This is a genomic window from Paraburkholderia megapolitana, assembly GCF_007556815.1.
Classification (GTDB): domain Bacteria; phylum Pseudomonadota; class Gammaproteobacteria; order Burkholderiales; family Burkholderiaceae; genus Paraburkholderia; species Paraburkholderia megapolitana.
In genome coordinates, this window is sequence record NZ_CP041745.1 from 4,018,858 (window position 1) to 4,030,805 (window position 11,948).

The window sequence follows — 11,948 nt, forward strand, 5'->3', positions numbered from 1 at the left end:
AAGGGACAATCGATGCTCACTGGATGGCCGCGCATAAAGGCGTTGCATGCAATGGTCATTTCACTGCTCGCGCGTATGCGGGAGAGATAGAGGCGAGAGGAAAGATAGCGGCGAAAATATGTGCCAAAAGGCCGCTTAAATGTGCCAAAAACAAGCCCGTGTCGAATTCGATGTGCTAAAAAATCATTGTGCCAAATTCATTGAAACAGGCAATTTATCTATTGAAATCGCTGTGCCAAAAATGGCTATTCTTGATTCAATGTGACAAAGAATAATTGCATTGAATACGATGTGCTAAAGAGCAATCCGGGCGAATGGGTTGTGCGAGTTTCCCTGGCGACAGACACCTGTGCCGATCGCTTCTGCACGCAATTCTGACTGCGCGCTATTGCCGTGCAGTAGCGTCAGCGGTACGCGTCGTGCCATCGCACGCGCTCGATGTATCGGTCACCACCGCTAGGACCGTGAGCAGCCCAACCAGGGCAAAGGCAATCACGCACACCGTGCGAATCACGATCGTGGTACGACACATGAGCAAACTCCTTCGATCATTTCCGCGCGTGCGAGTCCTGCTGGCGCACGTTCGCATCGCCTGTTCGTGTGAATTTTCAGGGGATGCAAAGATATCAGGTCGTCGGAGATGCAACTGACAACTATTGTCAAACTCGCGTCGCTACGATTTCACAGCATGGCCAGCACCGCTTTGATCACGACATCCGGATCGTCGCGCTGGACGAAGTGCTGGCTTGCCGGCGTCATGATCTGATGTGCCTGCGTCGATAGCGGCAGCAGTTCGCGCTGCAGGTCTTCCCAGTGTGCTTGCAGCGCATCTCGTGTCGCGGTGGGAAAGAATGGTGAATTCGCGAAAGAGCCGGCGGTGATCACCGTCACCGGCAGATCGCCGAGCGGCGCGATCTCGCGATACATGTCGAGACTGGTGGGCAGATCGATGCGCTCCGGCGTCGCGTCGGGTGTGCGCCACTCGCCTGCCCAGAATGTCCGCATGCGTGTCTGTTCGGGTGTGTCCGATTCGCTTGGCGCAGGGAACGCATTGCCGAATACAGCGAACTGACGCGTATGCATGGATTCGACCAGCACGAGCCCGTGCATTTCGTCGCGATAGCGCTGGGCGAACCCACGTGCCAGCAGTCCGCCGAACGAATGACCGACGATGAGGTAAGGCGGCGGCATTGCGGTCGCCTGCAAGAGCGCGTGCAGTTCGTCGATCAGTTGACCGACGTGACGTACCGTCGACGGACGATCGCTTGCCCCGCGTCCCAGCCGGTCATAACGGAACACCGTGCAGTGCGCCGCAAGTGCGGACTGGATGGGTTGCCATTCGGCGCTCTCCGCGCCCAGGCCAGTTTCGAGCACGACGGTCGGAGCGCCGCCGTGCCCCGATACGGCATAGGCCATGCGGCCGGACGCCAGCGCGGCGAATTGCGGTTGTCATGGGTCATCGGGAATGGGGATAGTGCGAGACACGGCGTGGATACCGACATTACCTGTTATGTGCGACCTGATGATGGAACGCTCGATATCAGCGCTGCGCCACACGAAGTCTTGTGTCCGTCGAAAGCTGCAGGCTTGCCGTCCACGATCACGTCCGGATCACCTTCAATGATGACGCAACTCTGGTGGCCAGCTATCGGACAGATGCACAGATCCCCGATACGGGCCACCGGGCGCTCCATGACCTGACTGGTGGTGCTCCCCGTGGTCACCACACCGCCATGGCTCGTTGCATCGCCTACACGGATGATGCCTCGCATTAAATTTCGCTCCTAGTACGAATAGCCTTGTCCCTTGTAGTCCGTATCGAGACGACGCCCCCACCACGGCAGGTATGCATTATTCTCACCACGCGCGCGAAACCAGTCGCTGTCCGGATTGATTGGCGTCAATTTCGACGGCGGAACAATCACGACCGCCGTCGGGTGTTCGGCATCTGTGGTGCCAGCAACCAGTACGTTACCGCCCAGGTGATTTGCTCGACCAATCGCCAGCGCGACGTCGGTAAGCGCCGTACCAGCGCCCATCTCGCCCAACAGTGCAGGCGTGTTAAACGTCTGTTTCTGGTAGTCGAATTCCGGCAAGGTTTCAGTCAGTGTCTGTGAGAGGGAACCAAGACGTGCTGAGGCCGCATCGTTACCCTTGCCTGCGTCGTGGATCACGTAGTGAATGTCGGTCGGCGAGACATTTGCGTTGCGCGCTGCCTCCGTGATCGTCGCCTTCCACGCCTGCACCGTACGAGTTGTTCCGGCCTTCGCTTCAAAATCTTTCACGTTGCCGCTTGCCGCTTTACCGATCCAGGCGAGTGGCACACGTTCGGTCTTCATAGACGGCCCCGCCAGAATCAGGAGCACCATATTCTCGTTAATCTGAGCGTCTTTCGGTGGAAAGCTCGGTGCATCCCAGTTCATTACCCACACACTTTCCTGGGGATGAGTTTGCAGGTAGTCGAGGGCCGCATTCAGCGACGTAAAGCCCGCGTTGGGACCACCGGCCGTAACGTGCACATCGGGTGGCGTATCTTTGCTCCACAAGTCCTTGAACGACGAATTTCCGATTTTGAACTTGCCAACTATCCGACTGCGCAGGTACGCGTTTGTCTCGTCCACACTAAGGCGATTCTTGGGGATCGCATACTCGACGTGGATACCGGCTAGCTCACGCCACTTCCTTCGGTCATCCGATTGCACCGTGTAAAAGTAGTTCGGGTTCGTCACATAGGGCTCACCGAACAGCGCCAATAGCTTGTCGACATACTTCTCCTGGAATCCCTGGAAAGTCTCCTCCCCACCTACTCCGTTGGCAATCCCCGCCACAGACTGAAGCGACGTAAATGCAGCCGGTTTGGTTCGGACCATATCGTCATTCCTGTTGGCCTTGACCAGTCCGAGTGTCCACAACAGTTGCCATTCGGTAGGGTAATCGCGACGCTGCAGCGGATTGAGCCATTCGAGACCCACGACCTGAGCCACAAACGGCGATGCGGACGAGACTGTTGCAGCCTCCTGAGTTGTATTCGCCGGTGTGGCAGCCATCGCGGGCCGGCTCGCCAGCGCGGTAGTAAAAGCGAAGAAAGCTGTCGCCAGCAAAGCGGGGACGCCTATGAGACGTGTAAACACTTGTGTAGTGCTCCATGTCGGCGTTCGCATTATGTCCGCCCGGAAGACGGAAGACTCGAAATCAACACAGCGCCGCATGACGTTTTGTGACCCTCGAACGAGGCGGCCACACCGTCGATCTGGAAATCACCGTCACCTTCAGCAATTACCACGGCGCCGTGCATTGGGCACGTGCAGAGATCACTTTTGCGGGCGGGCGCACGCCCCATGACTTCGCTGTTCGGTGCGCCGGTTTCGACAAGTCCTCCGTGGCTATGGGTGTCGCCAACCCGGATGATGCCTCGCATGATTCCCCCTACTCGGAAAAGCCCTGCATCAACCCCTTGTCAGCATCTAACCGGCGACCCCACCACGGCAGATAGGCGTTGTTCTCGCCCCGCGCGCGGAACCAGTCGGCATCTTGATTGATCGGCGTGAGTTTCGACGGCGGGACAATCACCACGGCGGTCGGATGGTTCGCGTCCGTCGTTCCTGCGACCAGCACGTTACCGCCTAGGTGGTTAGCACGGCCAATGGCAAGCGCAACGTCCGTCAACGCGGTGCCCGCGCCCATCTCGCCGAGCAGCGCCGGGGTGTTGAACGTCTGCGCCCGGAAATCGTATTCGGGTAGCACTTCGGTCAGGGTCTGCGACAGCGGGCCGATACGTGCCGAGGCGACATCACCACCTTTGCCCGCATCGTGAATTACATAGTGGATATCGGGAACGGCGACGCCCGCATTGTGTGCGGCAGCTTCAATCGCGGCTTTCCATGCCTGCACCGCGCGCGTTGTTCCGGCCTTCGCTTCGAAGTCCCTTACATTGCCCGTTGCGGCGCGACCGATCCACGCAAGCGGTGTACGCTCCGTCCTGAAGTCCGGGCCGGTCAGGATCAGCAGCACCATGTTTTCGTTAAGTTGGCCGTCCTTCGGTGGATAGCTTGGCGCGTCCCAGTTCATTACCCACACGCTTTTGTCCGGATTACCTTGCAGGTAATCGAGCGCCGCGTTCAGAGAAGTGAAGCCAGCATTTGTGCCACCCGGTGTGATGCGTACATCGGGAGGGGTATCGCGGCTCCACAGGTCAGTAAATTCGTCGTTTCCGATATTGAATTCTCTGATGATCGATTTGCGCAGAAACGTCTGTGCTTCGACCGGATCAAGCCGCGCAGGCACAGCAAACTCCACATGGATGCCGGCAAGCTCGCGCCAGTTCTTGCGGTTAGCGGGCTTGACTGTGTAGAAGTATTGGGAGTTCATGACATAACGATTACCAAACAACGGTAACAGCTCATCGACGTACTTTTCATAAAACCCGTCAAAAGTCTCTGTCCCGCGATTTCCAGCAGCAAGCGCACCGATGGACTGAAGCGTCGAGAATTTTGCCGGCTCTGTCCGCACCATGTCGTCATGCTTGTTGGGTTTGACAAGACCCAACGTCCAAAGCAATTGCCACTCTGTCGGGTAATCGCGACGCTGCAACGGATTGAGCCATTCGACTCCGACAACCTGGGCGACAAACGGTTTCGCAAGTTCGGCGGTAGCTGGTGCAGCCTCTGCCGATGGCGTGGCGGCCTGCGCTGTAGATTGCATCATTGCCGTGCTGAATACGAATGTCGCAAGGGCTACAAGGCTTGGCAGCAGGACCAGTCGTCTCATGAATTCTCCGGTACTAACGGGTTGCGGGTTGTCGTGTGCAGTCCATGCCAGCATGACAGCCATTAGCAGGATCAACACGGCGAACGCCAGCGCCACTCGGCGCGGCCACGTCGAAATGAGGGCGCTCATGCAATCCCTCCGACCTTCAGATAGAAGCTGCCTTCACGTTCGTCGGCAATCTTTGCAGGTTTTTGAGCGTCGGGATCTTCGGTAATCCATCGTTGAAGGGAATGGCTGTTCATTACACCATCCGTGAAGTACTCAAAGTACTTCTTGTTCGGATTGTCCTTGTTTAATCCCTTACCAAAGCGCCAGTCGGCCTCAATACGTAGGTCATGCAACTGCTCAGGCGACAGATAGCACAACCCGACTGCTACATCATAGGCGAGCGCCTTCTGCGCATGCTCCGGGTTCGCCATGGTGATCGAGTGGTTGGTCGGATTGTTCTTTGCGCTTTTATCCAGAATTTGAGTCACCTGTTTGTTGTGCCACTTTTCGTAGCCCTCCGGCGCGGCGCTCTTGCCGTCCTCACCGATGACGTTGCCATCGCTGTCGACCCAACTGGAATTGCCATCACGCAGCGCGCGCATGCGCAGGATCGCGTGATCCTCGTAACGCTGTGATGCCTCGCTGTCTTCGTTGCCGATAGCTTTCGCTCCCTTTTTGTAGCTATCGTAGGGATCGTCGGGGTTCGCGCCCGTATTCTTCGGATCACGCGCCGCGGCGGGTGGATCGTAGTCCTCGTTGAAGTCGCTGTGTGCCTTATCTCCATCACTCACATCGACTGGATTATTCGGGTTACCGAACAAAAACGCCTTCGGTGGAAACGGTTCGTCCAGCGCTGGCGCATCTGCGATCACCGTGTGATCCTTCGGAGGATCGGCGTTCACACGCATCATGTCGAGCGATGACGTGACCAGCGTCACGATATAGAGCAGCGGGGCGGTCGCCGTTGTCGCAAGTTTTGCAACGAAGTTTTCGTTGGCGCTGTACGCACGCATCAGTCCATATTTCGCAGGTGGCGAAGGCGGATACCAGAACCCCTTCGTTTTCCCCTTTTCATACCGCCAGTCGTCCTTCCAGTAGTTATACGGCTTCCCGTGGACGCCAACCTTAAAGTGCGTGGCAAACACCCGCTGAGTCAGTACGCCCGCCGCCCCTGTATCAGTGAGTTCGTCCCCGGACATCCCGCGCCAGCCAATACCCTGCACGGTCGTCGCCGAGATCACCTGGTCGTGCGGACAACAGTACAGCGTAACCCGACCATACGTGCATTGGTTCACGCCGTGGGAAGCCCGGTCGTCCGCTGCCTTGTACGTCTTGCCGCTCGTAGGCGATACACGTTCATTCGCCATGTCGTTGTCGACCTTCTCGGCGGGCATTTCGAACGCCTTACGGGCACGGATGATGTTAAAGAACTCCCGCAACGTCTTTGTGCGAGCCTCGTAGGTTTCCCGTCCCCGATCGCTGCTAGCATCGGCCACCTGGCGCTGCGACCAGTTCTCCATCACTGTGCTCGTGTTCGAAAGACTGTAGGGTGGATTCGCGAGCACATAGGCGTCGGCTACGCAACGCCCGGTATGACCCCACGGGTCGTTGACTTCCGGGAGCTGGTCGCCCAGAAATGCAGCCGTCAGACCGACCATATTGCCCTGACTGTGGCACACGATCGTTATCGGAACGTTGGCCTGTTTCTGCCGGATTGACTGGATCAGCTTCGCAAGCCGCAGCGCGGCAAGCACGCCGTACATGCGCGGCGGCGTCCGGTAAATGGGGCGCTGCGTCGGGTTGACCGATTGCACCGAGATAAAGCCGAAGATGCGGTCGTCCACGCCTGCGTGCCACAAGTCCGGCAGGCTTGAACAACCGTTGGCGAACGGCCCGCCCCCCAGTAGCCTTGTTCGTTCAGAAAAATCTTGTCGCCGTACTCCTTCAGTTCGTCCTTGTTCGCCTTGTAGCCCCAGCGAAAGTGGATCACCGGCGAGAACGACAGGTCGGGCTTGATATAGCTATCAGGCAGCAGGTTCGGGTTCAGGAACCCGTCAGGCGTCAGACCTTTGGTGTAGGTGACGGGCGACATCTGCCCGCCGACGACGCCCGTGTGAGTCATCTGATCATCGAGTCGGGCGAGTCTCCGGTTCAGGCCGTGGCATAGTCCCTCCTCGGTTGCAGCGTACCACTCGCCCTCGGAGTTCACGCCGTGCACGAAAATGACAATGCCGGGTAGCGGATGCTGCTTGACACAGATCAGTTCGCTGTTGAGATCGAAGAGAGTCGGTCCGTCTCCCTGTCCGACAACGATGCGTTGGGGCATAGTCGTCGGCGCTGCGGGGTCGCCGGATGAGGCCGCGTCCGCATCGGGCGTAGCAGGTGTCGTGGACGTCGCGGGTGCGGCGGGTGCCGCAGTACTGGCAGCGGGCGTTGCCGATGCGCTCGCCGGATCACCCTGCGGCGGGATATCGGGATTCAGATATGAGTCGGTCATGCTGGAACAAACCCCTCAGGATGCCTAGACATTTTTCTTGACGAACTGCACGGCCAGCTTTTCAAACTGGTCGCTGTTCACGGGCGACAGTTTCCCTGCGCTATCTGTCTTTTGATTCAACAGGTCGCCTGATGCCTTTTTGACCTCGGCGTCAAAACCCGGTGCAGGTTGTCCGTCCGTCGCCCTCACCAGCTTCGGCACACGCCCAAGCGGCGCATGGTCGAACTTCGGCATGTCGGTGCTCATGCTGGCTGGTCCCGACCAGTTGTGGCTTGCCGACTTCACGATAAAGCTGCCCGGGCAACCCAGTTCGATATTGGCTCCCTGCAGCTTCAGGTAAGCGCCGCCCGATGTCACGAACACCACCTGGTCGCTCGCCATGCCGACGAGTTTGCCGCCGGCCGCCGTGAACTGGATGTTCTTCGCCGAATCGATCTGCGTGTCGTCAGCCTGGCTCTGCAGCTTCACCTTCCCCTGATTTGCGATCGCGGAGATGCCCTCACTCTGCGCAAACAGGTTCACGCTGTGCCCCGCCTGCATGTTGATGCGCTGGCCGCTGGTGTACTGAAGGTGATTCTGCGCAACCGTGTCGACGTTGCCGCCCGCATACGTTGCAACACTCTTCGGCGTTGCAACGCTGACGCCCGCGGGCGACGTGATGCCGATTGCAGCCTGCGATGCACCTGACGCGCCGCCTGACGCCGCACCGTTGGGCCAGCCCTTGACGGTCGAGACAAGATCCGTGTGCGGCTGCGTGTCCATCGCCACACCCTGATGCTGCCCGGCGTAGTCCCCTAGACTCTTGAACAGTTCGAGACAGTCCTGCATCAGTTGCAGGTACTCGTCGCGTGCGAGGTGCGCGTCGCCTGCCTTGACCTTTTCCCACGCGGAAATCAGCATGGCTTTACCGCTGCGGATCGCGACGCTCGCATCGCTGCGCAGCTCCGCGCCTTCGCCGCGTGCTTCACCGTTGCCGTTATCACGCGGTTGGGTCAGGTACCCGAGGTTCAACTGGCTGTAGCCGTGCTCACTGGCGAGCTGGCTGCTGATCTGTCCCGGCGTGTTATCGAAGCGAAGCTGGTTATATCGCTGCGCTTTCACTTCCTTGGTCTTCGTGCCCGACAGATAGCGATTGCCTGGCAGCGAGCCCGTATGGCTGAAGGTCGCAGGCATGTTCTTGCCGTTGGGCAACACGCCGACGACGACCAGCCGGTCAGGGTCTCCGCCGATGTGATCGAGCAGGACCTCCATACCTATACGCGGCAGATCGTGATCGCCGAAGTTCGGTCCCGCCATTCCCCAGAGAACACGCACGGGCGCGCTGTCAGACGGATTACCGTTCGTACCCGCGCCCTGGGCGTGCGTGTGATCCGCTTCATCGAGCCCCTGCATCTGCACGCGTATGCGTCCGAATTCGTCACAGAAGACTTCTTCGCCGTCTGGACCGACCACCAATGCTGTGAACGGATGCACGGGCGGCAGATCGATCTTCGGATCGTAGGCAGGCGTGAGTGGAACACCGCGCTGTACGCACGTGAAAGTATTTTCGTACCGCGTGTCGGGCTTGCTGGTCTGCTGCGTCGAAGTCGCTGGACTGGACGGTGCACCACCAGCGAAATTGCGGCTTGCCGCGAACAATGCCTGCGCCTGCTGGGTAACACCTTCGGGCAGGTTATTCGATACCTGGTGGTGCAGGGACGTCACCATGAACTGCCGGTGATCGGCGGACAGCGAATCAAGGTGCGGCTGCCCGGTCAGCGTGAACCAGAACCCGACGGCCAGATCTCGCACGGCGCTCACGGCGTCAACACGTTGCGCGTGGAATTCATGTGCAAGCATGCGGTCACGCGTCATCCGGTCGTGGTCGTCCCACGAATCACCTGCGTGCGGAATATCGATCGCTACATCCGCGAGCAGCCCTGCCAGATCATTGCCCGCATCGCCCTGGTCGACGGACGTGGTGAGTTCGGACTGGTGCATCGTCGCCGGCTTGTAGTCCCACGACGGGCGTGCAGTGCGGCCGGGAATCAGGCTCTGCTTCAACGCAAACAGCGTGATCGTGTCGCGTTCTTCGGTTCCGGCGTTGCGCTGGTGATAACGGATCGTCCCGGCGCTGCATTCCGACAGCTTCATCGGATCGTCGCAGAACACCAGCGTGTGCATGGGCGTGTCGCTGGCCTGTCCTCCGTTGTCCTTTGGCTGTCCGGCCTTCGCAAACACCGTCACGCCTTCGCGACGCAGCAGGCGGCGAATAAAGCGTGCATCAGATTCATTAACCTGCCGCGTGATCTCGCGAGCGGGATAGAGCTTCGTGTCCAGACCCGATACATCGAAGTCGAAGGCCCGCGCGAAGGCCGGGCTGCGCTGCTGCCATTCACGCTTGAAGGCCGTCAGTATGTCGACGAGGCTCTTCTGGCGGAACACGCGTGAATTGACCCGCTTGTCCATCAGCGACAGGGCGTCGGTTACCGTGAGCTGGTAACAGCAAAGGTCGCCGTCGCTTTGTCCGACCTGCACGTCGGTGACGATCGCGTTGATGGCGTGGAGTTGTTCCCGGTCCGTGGTGAGCCGCACTGAAACAGGCAGCCCCATGAACATCTTCGGGGGGAGGTCATCGCGCGAGGATACGCAGGTGAGGTGCCCGTTGATGCCGGACATCAGCGCTTCATGAATATCGGCGTGCTGGAGGGCAATAACATTACCGAGCGCGCCCTGTGCTTTCCCCCAGTTCAGGGTAACGGGGCGCTGGTTCACATCAATTGCCCCGGATGCGAACGAACGCAGAGTATCGGCCAGATTCACGGCAGGTCTCTCTCAGGTTTTTTGAATAACGTTGAATTCCGGCGAGCGGCCCGTTAATCGACTGACAGGGCTGTCTGCTTTCATTTGTAAGAGAGTATCAAACTGCTCCCCAATCGTGAACGTTTTGTTACGCTAATTTGCGTGATTTGACAATTTGCGTGCAATTGACGCCGCATCTGTGGATGCGGGGAGGCGAGCAAGGAGGAAGTAGCGCGGTATATACACTGCGCGTGACTCTCGGGGGACGCCCGAAAGAGATAACCTGTCACGCGTCAGTTACCCTCGGGTTATTTTTTTGAATCGCTGCGAGCTCTTTTGGGCAAGGTATTGCCAGCCGATTGCGATTGCCCGGTTATTTCAACCGCCTTTTTCCGAGGGCAAGATATTTTTTGGCAAGCGTGCCAAACCGATGACCAGCGTTATTGTTTTCAGGAGACTGAACTCGCCCTGCGTGCTCATTGGAGCGACTCGCAAACCCGTTGCACCGGATTTACGCCAATGGCACGACCAAGTCGAATTAGATAAAGAACCTACGGAGGAAATTTGGTGCCGGCTGCAGGACTCGAACCCGCCACCTCATGATTACAAGTCAAGCGCTCTACCTGATGAGCTAAGCCGGCATGAGGCCGTGATTTTACTTCATTTCACGACCTTGAGGTGACCTCTTCCACCACCCTTCGATCCATCGTCGTCGGGACGATGCGTATCGTCGTCACCGTCGGCAGCGGCAGGTGCTGGCGACGGCGCATCCGCCACCTTCAGCCCACCACCTTCGCCGGTCGTTGCGGCATCGTCTGCGGGCAACGCTTCGTCAGCACCCGAATCCGTCGCCTCGCCACCCGCCGAATCGACAGGGAACGCCATGCCTTGCCCATTTTCCCGCGCGTAGATCGCCAGCACGTTAGCGACCGGTACTTCGATCTTGTGCGACTTGCCGGAAAAGCGTGCGCTGAACTCGATCCATTCGTTGCCCATCTGCAGCTGGCTCGTCGCCTCGAAGCTGATGTTCAGTACGATCTCGTTGTCGCGCACGAATTGCCGCGGCACGCGCGTCTGGTTATCGACGCGCACCGCGATGTGCGGTGTGTAGCCGTTATCCGTGCACCACTCGTACAGCGCGCGAAGCAGATAAGGCTTGGTGGAAATCTCTTGCATCAACGGTCCTCTTCCTTGCCCCAGGCTTGCCGGCCCGCGGCATGACGCTCATTCGCGCCATACCGGCGGTCCGTCAGGCCGGCTCTCAGCGGCGCATCACCTTTTCCGAAGGCGTCAGCGCTTCGATATACGCCGGACGGCTGAAAATACGCTCGGCGTACTTCATCAGCGGCGCTGCGTTCTTCGACAGCTCGATACCGTAGTGATCGAGACGCCACAGCAGCGGTGCGATCGCAACGTCGAGCATCGAGAACTCTTCGCCGAGCATGTACTTGTTCTTCAGGAAGATCGGTGCGAGCTGCGTCAGACGATCGCGAATGGCAATGCGTGCCTTCTCGTGATTCTTCTCGGCCGCCTTGCCCTTTTCGTTTTCGAGCGTGCCGACGTGCACGAACAGTTCCTTTTCGAAGTTCAGCAGGAACAGGCGGGCGCGGGCGCGCTGCACCGGGTCGGCGGGCATCAGCTGCGGATGCGGGAAGCGTTCGTCGATGTATTCGTTGATGATGTTCGATTCGTACAGAATCAGATCCCGTTCAACGAGAATCGGCACCTGACCATACGGATTCATCACCGCGATGTCTTCCGGTTTATTGAACAGGTCGACGTCGCGAATCTCGAAGTCCATGCCCTTTTCGAACAACACCAGCCGGCAACGCTGGGAGAACGGGCAAGTTGTGCCGGAATACAGAACCATCATATTTACATTTCCTCAAAAAACTGAAGGGCCAGCGCGCGGAAA

Annotated in this window: 9 protein-coding genes, 1 tRNA gene and 1 pseudogene; all 11 read right to left on the reverse strand. The window is 58.7% G+C overall.

All coding sequences use genetic code 11. The annotated features are described in order from the left end of the window. Positions 1-385: 385 nt before the first annotated feature. The 11 genes and pseudogenes from FNZ07_RS33800 to FNZ07_RS31315 all read right to left on the reverse strand — a co-directional run bounded on the left by FNZ07_RS33800 (position 386) and on the right by FNZ07_RS31315 (position 11,906). Entirely contained in the window at positions 386-532 is a 147-nt protein-coding gene (locus tag FNZ07_RS33800) for a hypothetical protein (RefSeq protein ID WP_170275864.1), read from the reverse strand. A 149-nt stretch (positions 533-681) separates the two neighbouring features. Further along, complete coding sequence (locus FNZ07_RS31270) at positions 682-1,416, reverse strand: alpha/beta fold hydrolase (RefSeq protein WP_091019792.1); 735 nt, start codon at positions 1,414-1,416, stop codon at positions 682-684. Positions 1,417-1,508: 92 nt separating this feature from the next. Continuing rightward, complete coding sequence (locus tag FNZ07_RS31275) at positions 1,509-1,772, reverse strand: PAAR domain-containing protein (RefSeq protein WP_091019789.1); 264 nt, start codon at positions 1,770-1,772, stop codon at positions 1,509-1,511. A 12-nt stretch (positions 1,773-1,784) separates the two neighbouring features. After that, positions 1,785-3,161 (reverse strand): virulence factor, encoded by a 1,377-nt coding sequence (locus FNZ07_RS31280; protein WP_091019787.1) that lies wholly within the window; start codon positions 3,159-3,161, stop codon positions 1,785-1,787. After that, the gene (locus tag FNZ07_RS31285; RefSeq protein ID WP_091019785.1) at positions 3,161-3,418 is read right to left on the reverse strand and encodes a PAAR domain-containing protein; all 258 of its coding nucleotides are present in this window, start codon (positions 3,416-3,418) and stop codon (positions 3,161-3,163) included. Before FNZ07_RS31285 ends, FNZ07_RS31280 begins: the two co-directional genes overlap by 1 nt. Positions 3,419-3,426: 8 nt before the next feature. Next, positions 3,427-4,896 carry a virulence factor gene (locus FNZ07_RS31290; protein ID WP_177228343.1) on the reverse strand — a complete coding sequence of 490 codons (1,470 nt, stop codon included), beginning with the start codon at positions 4,894-4,896 and terminating at the stop codon, positions 3,427-3,429. Next, positions 4,893-7,081: pseudogene (locus FNZ07_RS31295) on the reverse strand (T6SS effector phospholipase Tle3 domain-containing protein). Before FNZ07_RS31295 ends, FNZ07_RS31290 begins: the two are co-directional and overlap by 4 nt. A gap of 195 nt (positions 7,082-7,276) precedes the next feature. Further along, positions 7,277-10,054 carry a type VI secretion system Vgr family protein gene (locus tag FNZ07_RS31300; RefSeq protein ID WP_091019783.1) on the reverse strand — a complete coding sequence of 926 codons (2,778 nt, stop codon included), beginning with the start codon at positions 10,052-10,054 and terminating at the stop codon, positions 7,277-7,279. 544 nt (positions 10,055-10,598) lie between these two features. Continuing rightward, positions 10,599-10,674, reverse strand: a tRNA-Thr gene (locus FNZ07_RS31305). Between the two features lie 19 nt (positions 10,675-10,693). Next, a complete protein-coding gene (locus tag FNZ07_RS31310; RefSeq protein ID WP_091019781.1) occupies positions 10,694-11,209 on the reverse strand; it encodes a ClpXP protease specificity-enhancing factor in 516 nt (171 codons plus the stop codon). 85 nt (positions 11,210-11,294) lie between these two features. Continuing rightward, positions 11,295-11,906, reverse strand: a complete 612-nt coding sequence (locus FNZ07_RS31315) for a glutathione S-transferase N-terminal domain-containing protein (RefSeq protein ID WP_090537322.1) — start codon at positions 11,904-11,906, stop codon at positions 11,295-11,297. Positions 11,907-11,948 lie beyond the last annotated feature (42 nt).

Coding starts and splice junctions, on each gene's coding strand:
- FNZ07_RS31270 (WP_091019792.1), bottom strand. CDS start 1,416: ATGGCCTATGCCGTATCGGGGCACGGCGGCGCTCCGACCGTCGTGCTC.
- FNZ07_RS31280 (WP_091019787.1), bottom strand. CDS start 3,161: ATGCGAACGCCGACATGGAGCACTACACAAGTGTTTACACGTCTCATA.
- FNZ07_RS31310 (WP_091019781.1), bottom strand. CDS start 11,209: ATGCAAGAGATTTCCACCAAGCCTTATCTGCTTCGCGCGCTGTACGAG.
- FNZ07_RS31285 (WP_091019785.1), bottom strand. CDS start 3,418: ATGCGAGGCATCATCCGGGTTGGCGACACCCATAGCCACGGAGGACTT.
- FNZ07_RS31290 (WP_177228343.1), bottom strand. CDS start 4,896: ATGAGCGCCCTCATTTCGACGTGGCCGCGCCGAGTGGCGCTGGCGTTC.
- FNZ07_RS31315 (WP_090537322.1), bottom strand. CDS start 11,906: ATGATGGTTCTGTATTCCGGCACAACTTGCCCGTTCTCCCAGCGTTGC.
- FNZ07_RS31275 (WP_091019789.1), bottom strand. CDS start 1,772: ATGCGAGGCATCATCCGTGTAGGCGATGCAACGAGCCATGGCGGTGTG.
- FNZ07_RS33800 (WP_170275864.1), bottom strand. CDS start 532: ATGTGTCGTACCACGATCGTGATTCGCACGGTGTGCGTGATTGCCTTT.